Annotated in this window: 17 protein-coding genes; 10 read left to right on the top strand and 7 right to left on the bottom strand. The window is 61.5% G+C overall.

All coding sequences use genetic code 11. The features are described from left to right. Positions 1 to 179 precede the first annotated feature (179 nt). Positions 180 to 1,622, bottom strand: a complete 1,443-nt coding sequence (locus AOA61_RS06555; RefSeq protein ID WP_099601378.1) for an aldehyde dehydrogenase family protein — start codon at positions 1,620 to 1,622, stop codon at positions 180 to 182. Next, the gene (locus tag AOA61_RS06560; protein ID WP_099601379.1) at positions 1,619 to 3,244 is read right to left on the bottom strand and encodes a 5-guanidino-2-oxopentanoate decarboxylase; all 1,626 of its coding nucleotides are present in this window, start codon (positions 3,242 to 3,244) and stop codon (positions 1,619 to 1,621) included. Before AOA61_RS06560 ends, AOA61_RS06555 begins: the two co-directional genes overlap by 4 nt. Before the next feature lie 110 nt (positions 3,245 to 3,354). Here AOA61_RS06560 and AOA61_RS06565 point away from each other — a divergent pair, with 110 nt between their 5' ends. After that, complete coding sequence (locus AOA61_RS06565) at positions 3,355 to 4,233, top strand: LysR substrate-binding domain-containing protein (RefSeq protein ID WP_099601380.1); 879 nt, start codon at positions 3,355 to 3,357, stop codon at positions 4,231 to 4,233. A 40-nt stretch (positions 4,234 to 4,273) separates the two neighbouring features. On the opposite strand, the gene AOA61_RS06570 is transcribed toward AOA61_RS06565, so the two are convergent. Further along, entirely contained in the window at positions 4,274 to 4,888 is a 615-nt protein-coding gene (locus AOA61_RS06570) for an NAD(P)-dependent oxidoreductase (RefSeq protein WP_099601381.1), read from the bottom strand. 34 nt (positions 4,889 to 4,922) lie between these two features. Then, positions 4,923 to 5,789: an MBL fold metallo-hydrolase gene (locus AOA61_RS06575; protein WP_099601382.1), complete on the bottom strand. Its 867-nt coding sequence runs from the start codon at positions 5,787 to 5,789 to the stop codon at positions 4,923 to 4,925. A gap of 107 nt (positions 5,790 to 5,896) precedes the next feature. Between AOA61_RS06575 and AOA61_RS06580 the strand changes: the two genes are divergently transcribed. Both AOA61_RS06580 and AOA61_RS31505 read left to right on the top strand, forming a co-directional pair. Further along, positions 5,897 to 6,802: a LysR family transcriptional regulator gene (locus AOA61_RS06580; protein WP_099601383.1), complete on the top strand. Its 906-nt coding sequence runs from the start codon at positions 5,897 to 5,899 to the stop codon at positions 6,800 to 6,802. Positions 6,803 to 6,902: 100 nt separating this feature from the next. Then, the gene (locus tag AOA61_RS31505; protein ID WP_163033154.1) at positions 6,903 to 7,079 is read left to right on the top strand and encodes a hypothetical protein; all 177 of its coding nucleotides are present in this window, start codon (positions 6,903 to 6,905) and stop codon (positions 7,077 to 7,079) included. Here AOA61_RS31505 and AOA61_RS06585 read toward each other — a convergent pair. After that, on the bottom strand, positions 7,072 to 7,950 hold the full coding sequence (locus AOA61_RS06585) for a helix-turn-helix domain-containing protein (RefSeq protein ID WP_032888697.1): 879 nt from the start codon (positions 7,948 to 7,950) through the stop codon (positions 7,072 to 7,074). The two genes, AOA61_RS31505 and AOA61_RS06585, sit on opposite strands and share 8 nt — an antisense overlap. 189 nt (positions 7,951 to 8,139) lie before the next feature. Here AOA61_RS06585 and pobA point away from each other — a divergent pair, with 189 nt between their 5' ends. Further along, on the top strand, positions 8,140 to 9,324 hold the full coding sequence (gene pobA, locus AOA61_RS06590; RefSeq protein ID WP_178075188.1) for a 4-hydroxybenzoate 3-monooxygenase: 1,185 nt from the start codon (positions 8,140 to 8,142) through the stop codon (positions 9,322 to 9,324). 66 nt (positions 9,325 to 9,390) lie between these two features. Continuing rightward, positions 9,391 to 10,908, top strand: coding sequence for an MDR family MFS transporter (locus AOA61_RS06595; RefSeq protein ID WP_099601385.1), 1,518 nt, complete (start codon positions 9,391 to 9,393; stop codon positions 10,906 to 10,908). A gap of 78 nt (positions 10,909 to 10,986) precedes the next feature. On the opposite strand, the gene AOA61_RS06600 is transcribed toward AOA61_RS06595, so the two are convergent. Together AOA61_RS06600 and AOA61_RS06605 are read right to left on the bottom strand one after the other, a co-directional pair. Beyond that, entirely contained in the window at positions 10,987 to 11,826 is an 840-nt protein-coding gene (locus AOA61_RS06600; RefSeq protein ID WP_032888706.1) for a cache domain-containing protein, read from the bottom strand. A gap of 49 nt (positions 11,827 to 11,875) precedes the next feature. Then, entirely contained in the window at positions 11,876 to 12,649 is a 774-nt protein-coding gene (locus tag AOA61_RS06605; RefSeq protein ID WP_099601386.1) for a transporter substrate-binding domain-containing protein, read from the bottom strand. A 367-nt stretch (positions 12,650 to 13,016) separates the two neighbouring features. Here AOA61_RS06605 and AOA61_RS06610 point away from each other — a divergent pair, with 367 nt between their 5' ends. The 5 genes from AOA61_RS06610 (at position 13,017) to AOA61_RS06630 (ending at position 17,674) form a co-directional block, all read left to right on the top strand. Further along, positions 13,017 to 14,387 (top strand): glutamine synthetase family protein, encoded by a 1,371-nt coding sequence (locus tag AOA61_RS06610; protein WP_095184092.1) that lies wholly within the window; start codon positions 13,017 to 13,019, stop codon positions 14,385 to 14,387. A 101-nt stretch (positions 14,388 to 14,488) separates the two neighbouring features. Beyond that, positions 14,489 to 15,088 carry a class I SAM-dependent methyltransferase gene (locus AOA61_RS06615; protein WP_032888714.1) on the top strand — a complete coding sequence of 200 codons (600 nt, stop codon included), beginning with the start codon at positions 14,489 to 14,491 and terminating at the stop codon, positions 15,086 to 15,088. A gap of 122 nt (positions 15,089 to 15,210) precedes the next feature. Beyond that, positions 15,211 to 16,344, top strand: a complete 1,134-nt coding sequence (gene rnd, locus AOA61_RS06620) for a ribonuclease D (RefSeq protein ID WP_099601387.1) — start codon at positions 15,211 to 15,213, stop codon at positions 16,342 to 16,344. After that, positions 16,341 to 16,634: a YcgL domain-containing protein gene (locus AOA61_RS06625; protein WP_032888718.1), complete on the top strand. Its 294-nt coding sequence runs from the start codon at positions 16,341 to 16,343 to the stop codon at positions 16,632 to 16,634. Before rnd ends, AOA61_RS06625 begins: the two co-directional genes overlap by 4 nt. Positions 16,635 to 16,741: 107 nt before the next feature. Further along, positions 16,742 to 17,674: a D-2-hydroxyacid dehydrogenase gene (locus AOA61_RS06630; protein ID WP_032888721.1), complete on the top strand. Its 933-nt coding sequence runs from the start codon at positions 16,742 to 16,744 to the stop codon at positions 17,672 to 17,674. Positions 17,675 to 17,784 lie beyond the last annotated feature (110 nt).

A 17,784-nucleotide genomic window follows, 5' to 3' on the forward strand; every position in this document is an offset into this window, starting at 1 on the left:
GAGAAAGTCGCAGGCACTATCTAAAAATTGCAGTTCCCACAAACACCGCAAATCAAGATGTGGGAGGGGGCTTGCCCCCGATAGCCGTGTTTCAGTCTAAGCATCTGTAACTGATCCACCGCTATCGGGGGCAAGCTCCCTCCCACATGGGTCCACCTTCTACAGCAGGGGCTACAGTGTCAGTTAGACCGAATGACGTGCTTTATCTCCTGAAACGCCGCTAACCCCCAAGGCCCCAGCTCGCGTCCGATGCTGCTCTGCTTGTAACCCCCCCACGCCGTCTGCGGGAAGATCACCTGCGGCGCGTTGATCCATACCAGTCCGGCCTGCAGGGCATTTGCTACTCGCTCGGCGCGCTCGACATCGGTGCCCACCACACTGGCCACCAGGCCGAAATCGCTGTCGTTGGCCAGGGCAATCGCCTCATCTTCAGTTGCGAAACTTCGTACACACAGCACCGGGCCGAAGATTTCCTCGTTCCATAACGCACTGTCCAACGGCACAGCGGTAAACACGGTCGGGCGGATGAAATAACCCCTGGCCAGATCCGCCGGACGTTCACCGCCACACAGCAACCGCGCGCCTTCCTCGATGCCTCGCTGGATATGCCCCAATACCCGCTGATACTGCGCACGGTTGATCAGCGCGCCCATTTCCACGTCCTCGGCAAACGGGTCAGCCACGCGAATCCCTTCAGCCCGCGCCCGCAAGCGTTGCAGGAATTCGTCCGCCAAGGTGTCGGCCACCAGGACGCGGCTGGTGGCAGAACACATCTGCCCGGCGTTGAAAAATCCACCGCCGCAGGCCAGTTCCACGGCCAAGTCGAGGTCAGCATCTGCCAGCACCAGCAACGAAGATTTGCCGCCCAGTTCCAGGCTGACGCCCTTGATGGTTTCGGCGGCGCGTTGCATCACCTGCACGCCCACCGCATTACTGCCAGTAAAGGAGATTTTCGCCACACGACGGTCCGCTGCCAGCGGTGCACCGACCGCCAGGCCCGTGCCGCAGACCAGGTTGAACACGCCTGCGGGCAGCCCGGATTCGGCGATGATTCGCGCCAATTGCAGCTCTGCCAGGGGCGTGACTTCCGACGGCTTGAGCACCACGCAGCAACCGGAGGCGAGGGCGGGGGCGAGTTTCCAGGCGGTGGTCACCATGGGGAAATTCCACGGCACGATCAGCCCCACCACGCCACACGGCTCGCGGCGCAGGCGAGCGCTGAACTCATCGCTGGGCAGTGCCACCGGCCGGTCTTGTCCGGCGTCCAGGTCCTCGGCAACACCTGCGTAGTACTCGAAGGTGGCGATCACGTCGTCCACATCGATGCCCGCCTCAAACAGCGGTTTGCCGTTGTTGCTCGACTGCAGGTGCATTAAGGCTTCGCGCTGTTCGCGTACGCCTTGGGCGATTTTGCGTAATAGGGCGCCGCGCTCACGGCCGGTGCTTTTTGACCAGCCGGCAAACGCCCGACTGGCGGCATCCACTGCCTGGGTCACGGCAGTCATGTCCCCTACGCTGACCTGGGCCAAGCGGGATTCGGTCGCCGGGTTGATCACCTCCAGCACGTCGTGGCCAGCACGCCATTCGCCGTCGATATACACACCGTTCAATACTGCGTTCATACCGCGACCTCCTTCATCCAAAGCTCTTGGTCAATTTCAATCAGCGTCGGCCCCTGTCGATCAGAGGCGGCCAGCAATGCGTTGCGTAACGGCTCGATGCCCTCGATGCGTTCAGCCGCGCAACCCAGCGCCTTGGCCACGCCGACAAAATCCGGTGTGTAGATGTCCACGCCGACCGGTTCGATGGCGCGGTTGACCATGTATTTCTTGATCTCCTCGTAGCCCTGGTTATTCCACAGCAACACGATGATCGGCGTGCGTGCCTCCACCGCGCTGGCCAGTTCCGGCAGGCTGAATTGCAGTCCGCCGTCACCGATCAGGCACACCACCGGTTGCCCATCGCCGCGCCCCAGCCAGGCGCCGATCGCGGCGGGCAAGGCGTAACCCAAGGTGCCGTAGCCGGTAGAGGAGTTGAACCAGCGGCGTGGGTGGTCGAGGTTGAGGGTGAGGTTGCCGCTGTACACCGGTTGGGTGGAGTCGCCCACCATGATGGCGCCGGGCAACGTCTCCAGGATCGTACTGAGGAACAGGGTTTGCGCACGGGTGGCGGCGTCCCAGGATGGGGCCAATTCAGCCCACAAACGCGCGACGCGTTGGCTGCCCCAGTCGGTGTTGCGCAGGGGTAACTCCTTGCTGTCCAACTCGGCCAGCACGGCTTCGGTGGCGATCTGCGCATCGGCTACCAAGGCGACGTGAGGTGTGTAGTTGCGCACGGTCTGGTCCGGGTCGATGTCGATGCGCAGCAGTGCGCCGGGAATTTCAAACCCGCCCGCGAAGGTCACGTCGTAATCGGTTTCCGCAAGCTCTGTGCCGATGGCCAGCACCACATCGGCTTCGGCGACTAATGCGCGGGTGGCCACCAAGGTCTGGGTGGAGCCGATCAGCAACGGGTGCGCGGCGGGCAGCATGCCTTTGGCGTTGATGGTCAGCGCCACTGGCGCACCGAGGGTTTCGGCAAGGCGGGTCAACGCGGGCGCGGCATCAATGGCGCCGCCACCGGCGAGAATCAACGGGCGCTTGGCGCTCGCCAGCAACTGAGTCATCTGCTTGATCGCCGAGGGTGCGGCACCGGCGCGCGCGACGCTGATCGGCTTGCTGCCCAGCAGTGCGTCGGCGTTTTCCACCAGCACATCCAGCGGGATCTCGATATGCACCGGCCGCGGACGGCCGGCCTGGAACAGTGCAAATGCCCGTGCCAGCACCCCGGGCAACTCCGCCGCCGACATCAAGGTATGGGAGAACGCCGCCACGCCCGCGATCATCGCGCTCTGGTTCGGCAGCTCATGCAACTTGCCGCGCCCGCCGCCCAACTGGCTGCGTGATTGCACGCTGGAAATCACCAACATCGGGATCGAGTCGGCATAGGCCTGGCCCATGGCCGTGGTGATGTTGGTCATGCCTGGGCCGGTGATGATGAAACACACGCCGGGCTTGCCGCTGGTGCGTGCATAACCGTCCGCCATAAACCCGGCCCCTTGCTCGTGGCGTGGGGTCACGTGACGGATGCTGGAACGGGCCAGGCCGCGGTACAACTCCACGGTGTGCACGCCGGGGATGCCAAACACCTGTTCAACGCCATAGCCTTCCAGGAGCTTCACCAACACTTCGCCGCAGGTCGCCATACAAGTCGCTCTTGTTATTGATTCGAGGCGGTATTGGAACGGCTGGCCCGTAGCGGCAACAATCGATAAAAAGTCATACTAGCCATGTCCTCACGTCATGGCTGAGCCCGATGAAACGTCTTCCTCCACTGCCCGCGCTGCACACTTTCTGGGTCACGGCCCAGTGTTGCAACTTCACCCGCGCCGCCGAGCAACTGCACATCACTCAGGGTGCGGTGAGCCGGCAGATCGCTGGGCTGGAGAGCCACTTGGGTTACGCGCTGTTCCAGCGCCAGGCACGGGGCTTGAGCCTGACCGAAGAGGGGCGCGAGTGGTCAGTGCGTGCGCAGCAGGTATTTGGTTTGCTCGGTGATGCGGTGGAGCAGATCGGCAGTCGCCGCCAGACCCTGCAACTCAAGGCCTCCACCTGTGTGATGCGCTGGTTGCTGCCGCGCTTGATGCAGTGGCAAAAGGAGCGCCCGGACGTGCCGGTGGAGCTCACCACCACTGTGGCTTACACCGTGGACTTTCGCCGCGAGCAGTTTGACGCAGCGGTGATCTACGCACCCATTGCCGAACAATCAGCCGAGGCGCGGCATTTGTTCGATGAGCAACTTACGCCCGTTTGCGCGCCGGGGTTATCGGATGCCTTGCACACGCCGCAAGACTTGCAGCACCAGGTGCTGCTGCATCCCACGCGGGATGAGCGGGACTGGGCGTTATGGTTGAAGGCTGCTAACACGCGCTTGAGCAATTTGAGCCAGGGCCATCATTTCGAAACGCTGGACTTGGCGATGACGGTAGCCTCCCAGGGTTCCGGGGTGGCGATAGGCGACAGTGCGTTGATTGGCGAGGATGTGAAGGCGGGGCGGTTGGTGATGCCGTATGAACTGCGGGTACAGACGGGGATGGGGTATTACCTGGTGTATCCGCCGGGGACGACGCCGTCGACCGGGCTCGAAGCTCTAATGGATTGGTTAGTCAGCCAGGTACAATCTCCAGAACACTGAAGGGCAAATGTGGGAGGGAGCAAGCCCCCTCCCACAAATGTCAGTAACCGACGGTGAAACGCTGGCGCGAGTGCTTCGGTGTTTCCACTTCGTCAATCATCGCGATGGCATAGTCGGCAAAGCTGATCGAGCTTGTACCTTCGCTGCTCACCAGCAAATCATCCTGGCCCAGGCGGAATTTACCGGTGCGCTCGGTGCCATCGAACAGAGCCGATGGCGACAGGAAAGTCCAATCCAGTTCTTGTTCCTGACGCAGGGTCTCAAGGAATTCAGCTCCTGCGCTGGCCTCTGCCTTGTACTCAGCAGGGAAACCTTCGCTGTCGATCACGCGACCGCCACCCGGCAGCAACAGCGAACCCGCACCGCCCACCACCAGCAAGCGTTTGACACCGGCCTTTTTCACCGGCCCGATCACGGCGCTGGCGGGCAGGGTGGCGAAGTGCGCGGCACTGATCACCATGTCGTTGCCGCTGATGGCCTGTTGCAGGGCATCGGCGTCCAGCGCGTCCACTTGTTTGACAGTGACGTTCGGGCGCGCTGCCAGTTTGTCGGTGTTACGCGCGATGGCGGTCACGCTGTGCCCACGACGCAACGCTTCTTCCAGCAATTGGCTGCCGGCACGGCCCGTAGCCCCAATGATTGCGATCTTGCTCATGACGTTCTCCAGTACGGTTAAGGTTTGAGAGTTTTCACCACTTCATTTCGCCCTTGGCGACTTTTGCGCTCAGCTCCAGGGAGCTTTCGTCCGCCAGGGTGGGGTAACGCTTTTTCATGGCCGCGATGAGGGCGGCGGAGTCTTTGGCCTTGGCGGTTTCTACGTCGAAAGCCTTGATGTAGTCGGCAGTAAAGGTGACCGACGCCACGGACGGCGTACCCAGATAGTGACCCGGAATCACGGTACGCGGTTTCAGGTTTTCGATGCGTTGCAGGGTGGCCAGCCAGTCTTTGTGGGATTGCGCGCCCTGGGTATCTGCCATCCACACATGGATGTTTTGGGCAACCACGACGCCACCGACCACCGCCTTGATCGACGGGATCCACACAAAGCTGCGATCCGGCTGCGGGCCGTCCAGGCCGATAACGTCCAACTGTTTCCCTTCAAGGGTCAGGCTATGGCCTTGAAGCACCTGGGGCACGATGGTTTTAGCCGGTTTGTCGGCGCCCATTTTCGGGCCCCAGAACTCAAGTTTGCCGGCCACGGTGGCGTTGATGTGGTCGACCACCGGTTGCGGAGCCAGCACCTTGGCGTCCGGGAACGCGGCCGTCAGGGTGTCGAGGCCAAAGTAGTAATCCGGATCGCCATGGCTGATGTAAATGGTGGTCAGGTGTTTGCCGCTGGCGCGGATCTTTTGCACCAGTTGCTCGGCCTGGCCCTTGCCGAATTGCGCGTCCACCAGGATCGCGTCTTTGGCGCCGCTGACCAGCACCGAGGTCACCGGGAAGATCGCCGCTTCGCCAGGGTTATACACGTCGAGGGTCAAGTCGGCCGCCGAGGCATGGGCCGCAAAGGCCAGGGCGGCGGTGGCTAGGGTCATGCGCTTGAGGGTTGAAAGCATTGGGCAGCTCCAGCAATCGGTTCAAAGGATGCACAGAGCTTAGTTGCACTAAACGAGACTAAAAATGCGATGCTGGAACATAGTTTGTTTCTGAAATCGGGCAAATCATGGATCGTCTTCAAGCAATGCGCGTGTTTGTCACCGTGGTGGACCTGGGCAGCCAGTCCGCCGCCGCGGACCATCTGGACCTGTCGCGGCCGGTCGTATCGCGTTACCTCGCCGAGTTGGAAGACTGGGTCGGCGCGCGCCTGCTGCACCGCACCACGCGCAAACTTAGTCTTACGGCGGCGGGCGGTGAGACCTTGCCGCGCTGCCGCCAATTGCTGGAGTTGTGCGGCGACATGCAGGCCGCCGTCAGTGAGCCTGATGACGCGCCCCGTGGTCTGCTGCGCCTGAGTGTCAGCACCTCGTTCGGCCAGGCGCAATTGGCCGAGGCGATTGCCGAGTACGTCAAACGCTACCCTTTGGTCACGGTCGACCTGCAAATGCTCGATCGCACAGTGAATCTGGTGGACGAGCGCATCGACCTGGCCATCCGCACCAGCAATGACCTGGACCCGAACCTGATCGCACGGCGCCTGACCGTCTGTCGCTCGGTGGTCTGCGCCACCCCCGCGTATCTGCGCGAGCATCCGGCCCCACAAAAAGTCGAAGACCTGGCCCGGCACAACTGCCTGACCCACTCGTACTTCGGCAAAAGCCTGTGGCATTTCGAAGAAAGTGGCGAGCACGTGTCGGTGCCGGTGCACGGCAATATCACCGCCAACGAGGCCAGCACGCTGCTACGCCTGACGCTGGCCGGCGCTGGGGTGGCGATGTTGCCCAGCTACCAGGCCGGCGATCACATCCGACGTGGTGAGCTGGTGCGCCTACTGCCCCGCGCCGAACCCCGGCAGATGAACATCTACGCGGTCTACGCCTCACGCAAACACATGCCGTCGGCGTTGCGCAGCCTGCTGGATTTTCTGGTGGTGAGGTTCCCTGAAGAGCCGGCGTGGGACATCGGTCTCTGAGGCGACATAACCCTGTTGAATGTCGTCCAATAATGGCAACTCGCCCTGACTGGCCTATGCTTTAAACAGCGTCATGTAGATCCGTCCAGAGGTCTCTGTCATGAGCATAAAAACCAGAAAGTACCTGATGATTTTCACCCTCTGCGCCTTGGCCAGCGCACTGTACGGGACTGCCGCCTACCGTGTGGAGCAGACCCGTATGCAGCCGACCTTTGCGATCAGCTGCAACCAGGACCAATGTGTCCCCCACACCGGCAGTTTCAGTGCGCTCAGGTAGTGGTCGATTCGGCCTTGAGTTGCTCGCGAAACGCCTTGGGTGAGAACCCGACCCGGCGGCGAAACAGCCGGGAAAAGTTAGTCGGGTCGGAAAACCCCAACACTTCTGACATTTCATTGATGGTCATGCTGGTGTAAGTCAGCAGGCGCTTGGCCTCCAGCAACTGGCGGTCATGCATGATCTGCAGGGCGGGCTGACCACCGAGTTCCCGACATGTCCCATTCAGATGTGAGACCGAGATACCCAGCTTGTGGGCCAGATCCTCAATCTTTGGGTGCTCACGGTAGTGCTGTTCGACCAATTGGGTAAACCGCCGGAAATACTCGCGGCCTCTTGGCGCGCGCGGATGGCAACGCTGGATGGCCTGACGGCTGATCCACACCAGCAGCACGCTGACCAGGGCGTGCATCATCATGTCCCGGGCCGGTTGCTCTTCTGCATATTCGTCCTGCAGGCGGGCGAATTGGCTATTGAGGTAGTCACTGTCCTTGCCCGCCGGGTAACTGCCCAGGGTCTGCAAACCGCCGGCCGTTGCACCCAGTTGGGCCTGCAAGTGGCTCACGAGTGGCGCCGAGAGTGTCACTACATAACCTTCGACATCTTCGGCAAAGCGAAACCCATGCACGCACAACGGCGGCAATATCTGCAGCGTGGCTTCGTTGAGCGTGGTGCGCTGACCTTCTATTTCCAGTTGAGCCTGGCCTTTGTGCACGTACAACAACTGGCACAGATCCGCGTGCCGGTGGGGCTGGATTTCCCACTGGTATTCCCGGCTGCGGCGGGAAATGGTTTCGCAGTGCAACAAATCGGGGGTCGGCCATTGCTGGTTTTCCCCGTAAAGCTTGAAGACCGGAATCGCGGTGTTGGTCATGGTTTCAATCCGATACTCAGGACGGTTGTGCGGTAATCGCCCAAATTGGCAAAAAGCGCAGGGTTTGTCGCAGTTTTCACCTTCTTATGCCAAGCACTCAAGTGAAAAATGTCAGCCACAAGACCAATGACAACTCTTTCACTCAATCCGTTCGAGTGGAACTTGCGGGCCATAAAAATAATGAAAACGCTGAAAACCCAAGTCGCCATTATCGGCGCCGGTCCTTCCGGACTGTTGCTCGGCCAACTGCTGCATAACGCCGGCATCGAGACCTTTATTCTAGAGCGCCAGAGCGCTGACTACGTGCAAGGCCGCATCCGCGCCGGGGTGCTGGAGCAAGGCATGGTCGACCTGCTGCGCCAAGCCGGCGTTAGCCAACGCATGGATGCCGAAGGCCTGGTACATGATGGCTTCGAGCTCGCGCTCGACGGACATCTCACCCATATCGACCTCAAGGCGCTGACCGGCGGCCAATCGGTGATGATCTACGGCCAGACCGAAGTCACCCGCGACCTGATGGCCGCCCGCGCGGCTGCCGGCGCGGTTACGCTCTACGACGCGCGTGACGTGCAGCCCCATGATCTCAAAAGTGATCGACCCTGGCTGACCTTCGAACACCAGGGCGAGGCGTTCCGTCTGGAATGCGACTACATCGCCGGTTGTGATGGCTTCCACGGCGTGGCGCGTCAGTCGATCCCCGCTGAATCACTGAAAATCTTCGAGCGCGTGTACCCCTTTGGTTGGCTGGGCATTCTCGCCGACACCCCGCCGGTGCACGACGAACTCGTGTACGCCAAACACCCCCGTGGCTTTGCCCTGTGCAGCATGCGATCGCCGACCCGCAGCCGCTATTACCTGCAAGTGCCGGCTGAAGAACCGTTGGATGAATGGTCGGACGCACGCTTTTGGGCTGAGCTGAAAACCCGCCTGCCCAGCAGCCTGGCCGAGCAGTTGGTCACCGGGCCGTCGATTGAAAAGAGCATCGCGCCGTTGCGCAGTTTTGTGGCTGAACCGATGCAGTACGGGCGCCTGTTCCTGCTGGGTGACGCTGCGCATATCGTGCCGCCCACCGGCGCCAAGGGCCTGAACCTGGCGGCCAGTGATGTGAGTACGCTATTTAGGATCATGCTCAAGGTGTATCGCGAGGGGCGCGTGGATTTGTTGGAGCGCTATTCCGCCATCTGCCTGCGCCGGGTGTGGAAGGCCGAACGGTTTTCCTGGTGGATGACCTCGATGCTGCATCAATTCCCGGAGGCGGACGGCTTCAGCCAGCGCATTGCCCAGAGCGAACTGGAGTACTTCATCCACTCCGAAGCCGGGCGCAAAACCATCGCGGAAAATTACGTCGGGCTTCCTTACGAGGCTATCGAATAGCCTGCTATCGTATTGAGCATTGCCGTGGGCCGACTTTTCCCACGGGCCTTGCTTGAAGGTTCTGTCGTGACTCAGCTCAATCAGCCCGCGCCACCGCTGCCCGCGGTGCGCAGTATTCTCGCCTCGTTGATGATGGCGATCTTCCTCGGCGCACTGGACCAGACCATTGTCGCCGTGTCCATGCCCGCTATCTCCGCGCGGTTCCACGACGTCAACCTGCTGGCCTGGGTGATCTCCGGCTACATGGTGGCAATGACAGTGGCGGTGCCTATCTACGGCAAGCTCGGCGACCTGTATGGGCGCCGGCCGATGATGCTGATCGGCATGGGCTTGTTCACCGTGGCGTCGCTGTTTTGCGGCATGGCGCAAAGCATGGAGCAGTTGGTGCTGGCACGGGTGCTCCAGGGGATTGGCGCTGGCGGCATGATCTCGGTGAGCCAAGCGATCATCGGCGACATTATTCCGCCCCGTGAACGTGGGCGTTATCAAGGCTATTTCAGCAGCATGTACGCAGTGGCCAGCGTGGCCGGTCCGGTGTTGGGCGGCTACATGACCGAGTACCTGTCGTGGCGTTGGGTATTCCTGATCAACCTGCCGCTGGGCGCCGGTGCCTGGTACTTGGCCCATCGCACCCTGGTGGGGCTGCCTGTGCCGCAGCGCAAGCCGATCATCGATTACCTCGGCACCGTGTTGATGATCGTTGGCCTGACCGCCCTGTTGCTGGGTATCACCGAAATTGGTCAGGGTCATCATTGGCGTGACAGTGGGGTGCTGGGGCTGCTGGCCTGCGCGCTGGTGGCATTGACGTTGTTCGTGTGGCACGAGCGCCGTGCGCGGGAGCCGTTGCTGCCGATGCACTTGTTCGCCAACCGCAGCGCGGTGCTGTGTTGGTGCACGGTGTTCTTCACCAGCTTCCAGGCTATTTCCCTGACGGTGCTGATGCCCCTGCGCTTTCAGACAGTGACCGGAGGCGGGGCCGACAGTGCCGCTTTGCACTTGTTGCCCCTGGCCATCGGCTTGCCCATTGGCGCGTATTCCGCAGGGCGCATGACCTCGGTGACCGGACGTTATAAACCGATGATCCTTGGCGGCGCACTGTTAAGCCCGCTGGCGATCCTGGGCATGGCCTTCAGCGCGCCCCAGGACGTAGTGCTTACCGGCGTGTTCATGTTGTTGTGCGGGATCGCCGGCGGGATGCAATTCCCTACCTCCCTGGTGGGCTCGCAAAACTCGGTGGAACAGCGCGACATCGGCGTCGCCACCAGCACCACCAACCTGTTCCGTTCCCTCGGCGGTGCGGTGGGCGTGGCGTGCATGTCGGCGCTGCTGCTGGCGTTGTTGCAGGATTCGAGCTTCGCTCACTTGGCCAGCGGTTCGCTGGTGGCCGAGGGCAGCTCCGGCAATGTGCTGTTGGATGGCCTGAACGCCGCTCCCGGCCCGGCGCAAGATGCACTGCGCGGGGAGCTGGCGGTGACGTTCCGACATTTGTTGATGGTGAGTGCGGCGGTCTCGTTGCTGGGGTTGGCGGCGGCGATTGCGATGCCTAACCGGGTGCTGCGCGGTCGGGAGGATAAAGTTAAGTAACTGACACGATAGCGATCAAAGTGTGGAAGGGGGCAAGTCGAACCGCCCCTCCCACAATTGACTGCATTCCAGTCCAGATCACGGGCTGTAGTAACCCACCGCAACCATGAAATGCCCGGCCTTGCGCACATAGGCATGCTTGTTCTCAATCTTGTCGGTCACCGGGTTTTTCCAGCGGTACTTGTATTCCCCCTGGTCCTGCTCCGCCATCAACTTGAGGATCGGCTCGCCCACCGGCTTGCCGTCCGGGTCCTTGATCTTGCTGAAGTCAGTGTTGACCAGCCGCAGGTTGGTGCCGTGCGCCACGTAACGTTGGGTGTTCAGGTCCACCACAAACACGTAGAGGTCATCCTGCAGGAAGCCGCCCTGCAATGAGTTGATGGCCTTGAGCGTACCGGGTTCATCCTTGAGCAGCGCGTTGACCGCTTTGTTGCGCAAGGCTCGCGCCTGTTCCGGCGTGGCCCGTGGAAGGTAGTAGCCCACGGCCAGGATGCGATCCCCCACCCGCTGATAAAACACATGTTTGCGCTCTACCTTGCCGTCGTTCCAGTTCTGCCAACGGTAATCGGCCTGCTGGATACCCTGGTCTTCAGGCACCTTGAGGGCATCCTTGAATGACTGGCTCAGGTCCGGCCCCAATACCTCGTTAACGTCCCGGCCGATCAACGCGGAGGAGGGGCCGCCACTGGCCAGTAGCACGCCCTTGGTATCGATCACGAACACATAACGGTCCTGGTCGATAAATTCCCCCTGGCGGCTGAACACGGCGAGGGCTTTGTCGCCATTGGTCTTGTAGTAAGCCAGGGCTTTTTCCAGCAGGGCCTTGGCCGCCTGGGCGTCCTCATCCTGAGTCGTTTCGGCGTGCACCTGGCTGAAACACAACAGCAGCAGCCAGGTGATGCGGAGCAATCCCTTCATGTTCCGTCCTCGTTCTTATTGGTGTGACAAGAGCGTAGTCGGCCTTAGCTCACGGCGCTGCCAACCATTGGTCGACAATGCCCTGGTACACACCGGTCGCGACACTCAGGTGCAACCACTGGTCGACATAGCTTTTCCAGGCCACATCATCGCGGGGCAGCAAAAAGGCCTTTTCGCTGTACTGCATTTGCCGCTCAGGGTTGACCGCACACAGGCCGGGCTTCTGCTTCTGCTGGTAACGGGCTTCGCTGGCGTCGGTGATCATTACGTCCGCCTTGCCGGCGAGCAGTTCGTCGAAGATGGTCACGTTGTCGTGCAGGCGGATCTGCGCCTGGCCCAGATGGGCGCGGGCAAACACTTCATTGGTACCGCCCGCCGGTTCGATCACGCGCACCTGGGGCTGGTTGATCTGCTCGACGGTCTGGTAGCGCTGTACATCGGCGCAGCGCACCAGCGGGATCTTGCCGTCGACGCCGAGGGACTGGCTGAAAAAGGCTTTTTTCTGACGCTCCAGCGACACCGAAATACCGCCCACGGCGATATCGCAGCGTTGGGCGAGGAAGTCCGGCATCAGGGTTTTCCAGGTGGTGGGCACCCAGGTGATTGTCGCATTGAGGCTCTTGGCCAGGGACTCGGCCATGGCAATGTCGATGCCTTCATAAGTGCCATCTGCGCGCAGCTTGGTGTAGGGCGTGTAGTCGCCGGTCGTGCACACGCTGAGGGTGCCGCGCTGGAGCACGTCGTCGAGGCGTGAAGGAGCAGTGTCGGCCAGGGCGCTGGTGGCCAGGCTCGCAAGTACACACAGGGCGAAGGGAGCTTTCATGCGGTCGAGTCCTTGGGGCATGGTCGGGGGCGGTCATTATTTCCAGCGCGGGGCAGGGTGGCAAGGCGTGGCGAATGTTTAGCCTGGGTGTAACCAAACTCCGTCATCCCTGAATTTAATAGCGTATCCAGGCGTGTGAGGCTGCGGGCATCTTCATCACCGTGATTCTCCCATGGACGGTTCCGCCGCCACCCACCTCGCGACACTGCCGTCCATACTGGCGTTCTGGGCGCTGTTCCACTGTCGGCATGCGCGCCCGCCGGATGCCTTTCTCCTACGTTGATCTACCCCATGGATGACGCGGCCCCCTGCGCATCTGCCCGGCAGCGCCTGTGCGCCTGCCTGACGAACACGTATGAGAAACCCAATGAGCGATTTCGCGCGCCTGCAAGAAGCCCAGTCCTTCCTTGAGCAACACCCGGACATTGAGATGTTCGAGCTGTTTATCCTCGACAACAATGGTGTACCCCGCGGCAAGTTGCTGCACCGCGATGAACTGCTGGCGGTGTATGAAAGCGGCCGGCCCCTGCCCAGTACCATCCTCGGCCTGACCATCAATGGCGACGACGTGGAGAACTCCGGTCTGGTCTGGGAGGTGGGAGACATCGACTGCCGCGCCTATCCGGTCAGTGGCAGCCTGCAACCTATGCCGTGGCGGTTGATCCCGACCGCAGCGGTGCAAGTCAGCATGCACCCCACCGAAGGTTTGCCCGCCACCGTGGCCGACCCTCGGCATGTGCTGGCGAAGGTCATCGACGGGCTTAAAGCCGATGGCTATTACCCGGTGATGGCCGCCGAACTGGAGTTCTACTTGCTGGACCAGAAACCCGACAGCCACGGCCGCCCGCAACCGGCGCGGGATGTGGACGGTGGTCGCCCGCGCTCGACCCAAGTCTACGGCCTGCGCGAACTGGAGCAGATCGAACCCTTCCTCGCCGACCTGTATAGCGCCTGCAAGCTCCAAGGCATCCCGGCGCGCACGGCGATCTCCGAATACGCTCCCGGCCAAGTGGAAATCACCCTGGAACACCGCGCCGACGCCCTGCAAGCCATGGATGAAGCGGTGCGCTACAAGCGTCTGGTCAAGGGCGTGGCACACAAACACGGGATGGCTGCCTGCTTCATGGCCAAGCCCTTCGACGACCTGGCGGGCACCGGCATGCACATGCACGTCAGCCTGGCGGATGCCCAAGGCAATAACCTGTTCGCCAGCGAGGCTGCCGACGGCACGCCGCTGCTGCGCCAGGCCGTGGGTGGCATGCTCAGCACCTTGCTTGATTCGCTGCTGATGTTTTGCCCCAACGCCAACTCCTATCGCCGCTTCCAAACCAACAGCTATGCGCCCCTGGCCGCCACGTGGGGCGTGGACAACCGCACCGTCAGCCTGCGCGTGCCCGGTGGCCCGGCAAATTCCCGGCATATCGAACACCGCATCTGCGGCGCTGACGCCAACCCATATCTTGCCGCTGCCGCGATCTTGGCGGGTATTCATCGCGGGATCCGCGAACAGCGCGACCCGGGCGCACCAGTGGAAGGCAACGGCTACGCCCAGGCCACGGAATTTCTGCCCACCGACTGGCTCACCACCCTGCGCGCGCTGGAAGCTTCAAGCTGGGCGCGCGAGACGTTTGGCAGTGAGTTCCTGGGGGTGTACCTGGCGGTGAAACGCGCTGAGTATCGGCAGTTCATGGGCGAGGTGGGCGAACAGGATTGGCGTTGGTATCTGCATCAAGCCTGAATGGATTGAAGGGCGTGGAGGCTTCGACCTTTTTTTCACGTTGCGGTAGTTAAGCTGCGAATCAAGGTCGTTCACCACTGTTTAAATCCAATGAGCCCGTGATGTCGCCACAACCACCATCCTCCATCGAGATCGAATACGCAGAGCGCTGTGGCCTTGAACATGCCAAGGTCTGTGCGGACACGCGCCCACCCGGAATGCTGCGGCGCCTTGCGTCATGGCGCGACGAGTGGTTGGTTCGCCACGCACTCAAGGTTGCCGGCGAACCGGGGCTGATCCTCGACCTGGCCTGCGGCTCGGGACGGTTCTGGCCGGTATTGGCCGAGCATATCAACCGGGTGATCCTTGCCTCGGACAACTCCCAGGACATGCTCGATCACGCGCGCACCCACCATCCGGCGACGCTGCTAAAGCGGATCAAAACCTTTCAGGGTTCGGCGTTTTCCATCGGTTTGTCGGCGAATGCGGTGGACTGCATCTTTTGCCTGGAGTTATTTCGCCATGTGCCCAGCAGCGAAGGACGTCTGGCGTTGCTGCGGGAGTTTCACCGCGTCAGCCGCGATACGGTGATTGTCTCGGTCAATTCGCGAACGGCGGTAGACGACGAGTTTCGTCAGGCTGGCTTCAAGGTCCTGAACCAGCAGGAATTCATGCCAGGCTCCAGCCTGTGGCGCGTCTATGTGCTTCGTAAGAAAGGATAACTCTGGCCTGTAGGGCTATTCTTCATCCCCTGTCTGAGTTTTCATGGTTGCCAGTGCACTGCGGATGCTCGCTAGCCTCTTTCGCGATATATACTGCGCGCCATTCTTCAAGGGAGAGCCGTGTGGCCATCGATATTCACTGGATCTGCGACAACGATAGCCTCGGCCAGCATTGCGCCGAATGGCAGCAGTTGCCATTCGTCGCCCTCGACACCGAATTCATGCGGGTCGACACCTTTTATCCCATTGCCGGGCTGATCCAGATTGGTGATGGCGTACGCGCTTACCTGATCGATCCCCTGACCATCGACAACTGGAAACCCCTCGCCGAGCTGCTGGAAAACCCAGCCGTGATCAAGGTGGTGCATGCCTGCAGCGAAGACTTGGAAGTGTTGCTGCGCCTGACTGGCAGCCTGCCAGTGCCGTTGTTCGACACCCAATTGGCCGCCGCTTACCTGAATCTCGGTTTCTCCATGGGCTACTCGCGCCTGGTACAAGCCGTACTCGACATCGAGCTGCCCAAGGGCGAGACCCGCTCGGACTGGCTGCAGCGGCCGTTGTCCGAAACCCAGATCAGCTACGCCGCCGAAGACGCGGTACACCTGGCCGAGGTCTACATTCGCCTGCGCCCGCAGCTATCAGACGATAAATATGCCTGGGTGCTGGAAGATGGCGCCGAACTGGTGGCCAACCTGCGCCGGGAAGTCGACCCGTACGAGGTGTACCGCGACGCCAAGCTGGCGTGGAAACTGTCCCGCGCCCAACTCGCCGTACTGCGTGAACTGTGCGCCTGGCGCGAACAGCAAGCCCGCGCCCGTGACCTGCCGCGCAACCGCATCGTTCGTGAACACTCGTTGTGGCCCCTGGCCAAATCCCAGCCGGATAACCTCGCCGCCCTGGGCAAGATCGAAGACATGCACCCGCGCACCGTGCGTCAGGATGGCCAGTTCCTGCTGGACCTGATCAAACGTGCCGGCAGCGTGCCTGCGGACCAATGGCCGCCGGCTGTGGCTGAACCGCTGCCGGTGGATGCCGCCACGCTGATCAAGCAACTGCGCGCCCTGGGCCAGACATTCGCCGAACGCCTGGAAATGGCGCCGGAACTGATGCTGCGCAAGAAAACCCTCGAAGCCCTGGTTAAAAGTGGCTACCCCGATGGGCCTTATAAATTGCCAGACTCGCTGCGTGGCTGGCGCCGCGAGTTGATGGGCCAGGCGCTGCTCGACAGCCTGGCCACTGCCGGAGAACAGCCTTGAAACGTATTTGCTCCATCTACCGCAGCTTGAAAAAAGACGGCATGTACCTCTACGTGCTCAAGAGCGATGCACTTGAGCGCGTGCCGGAGCCATTGATGGTCGCCTTCGGCAAGCCGCACCACGCCTTCGACATGGTGCTGACACCAGAGCGCAAGCTGTCGCGCGAAGACATCGTCGTGGTCCTGGAAAACCTCGATAAGCAGGGCTACCACCTGCAAATGCCGCCGGCCGAGGACGAGTACATCGAGCACTTGCCCGAAGAGCTGCTGCGTCGTAACGACCCGATGTAATCGGTCAGTGCCCGCTTCAGGGCACAGGTTTCAATGGAATCGTATTAGTGGGCGGTGGCCGTAAGGAAGCGGGCGGCCGTCTGCACTGTTTTTGAAAGGTTTGAACCATGCGTGTTCTGATTGCTGAACAGGATCACCCGCTCTACGCCCAACTGCTCAATGACGTGGCGCCGGACCTTGAGGTGCTCACCAGTGGCGACTCGGCCGAACTGTCTCGTCTGGCCGCCGATTGCCCGGTCTGGCTTGGCCAACCGGACCTGCTGGCCACTCTGTTGCGCCAGGGCCACCAACCACAATGGCTGCAATCGACCTGGGCCGGTATCACCCCCCTGCTAGCCGAAGGCTTGCCCCGCGATTATCGCTTGACCCGCGCCGTCGGTATTTTTGGCCAGGTCATGGCCGAGTTTGTCCTCACGTATATGCTCGGCCACGAACGCGAAGTACTGGCGCGGTTGGTCAGCCAGGTCGAGCGCAAGTGGGACAGCCGCACCGGCCAGAGCCTGGCGGGGCGTAAGGTGTTGATCGTGGGCACCGGCGATATTGGCCAGAGTGTGGCTGAGTTTCTGGTGCCGTTTGGCGTCAAGCTGTATGGCATTGCCAGTACTGAGCGTGAACAGGCCCCGTTTATCGAAGTGGCCGGGCTTGATCAGATCGGGCGTCTGGTCGGTGAGGTGGACTACGTGATCAACCTGCTGCCCAACACGCCGAACACCCATGACCTGTACGACGCCGCGCTGTTCAAGCAATTCAAGCCGACGGGCTTGTTTATCAATGTCGGCCGTGGTGTGGCGGTGGTGGATGCTGATCTGGTCGAAGCCCTGAAGGAAGGGCACCTGGCCGGCGCAGTGATCGACGTATGTCGCCAGGAGCCACTGCCGCAGCGTCATCCATTCTGGACCGCCTGGGGGTTGCTGTTGACCGGGCACAGTTCCGCACCCACGTCGCCGCCGATGATGGTGGAGTTGTTCTTGGAAAATATCCGCGCGTATAAGGCCAAGCAGGCATTACGCGGAGAAGTGGATTTCGAGCGCGGGTACTGACGTCACCGCGCCGCTCGCTAGGCCTACATAAAACCTGACAGTCAGGATGGAACCGCATTGACGGCGCGTTCCACCCAAGGGCCGCAAAGGGCGCAAGGTCGCGCCTTTAA

The organism is Pseudomonas sp. 2995-1 (genome assembly GCF_002742505.1).
GTDB classification, from domain to species: Bacteria; Pseudomonadota; Gammaproteobacteria; order Pseudomonadales; family Pseudomonadaceae; genus Aquipseudomonas; species Aquipseudomonas sivasensis.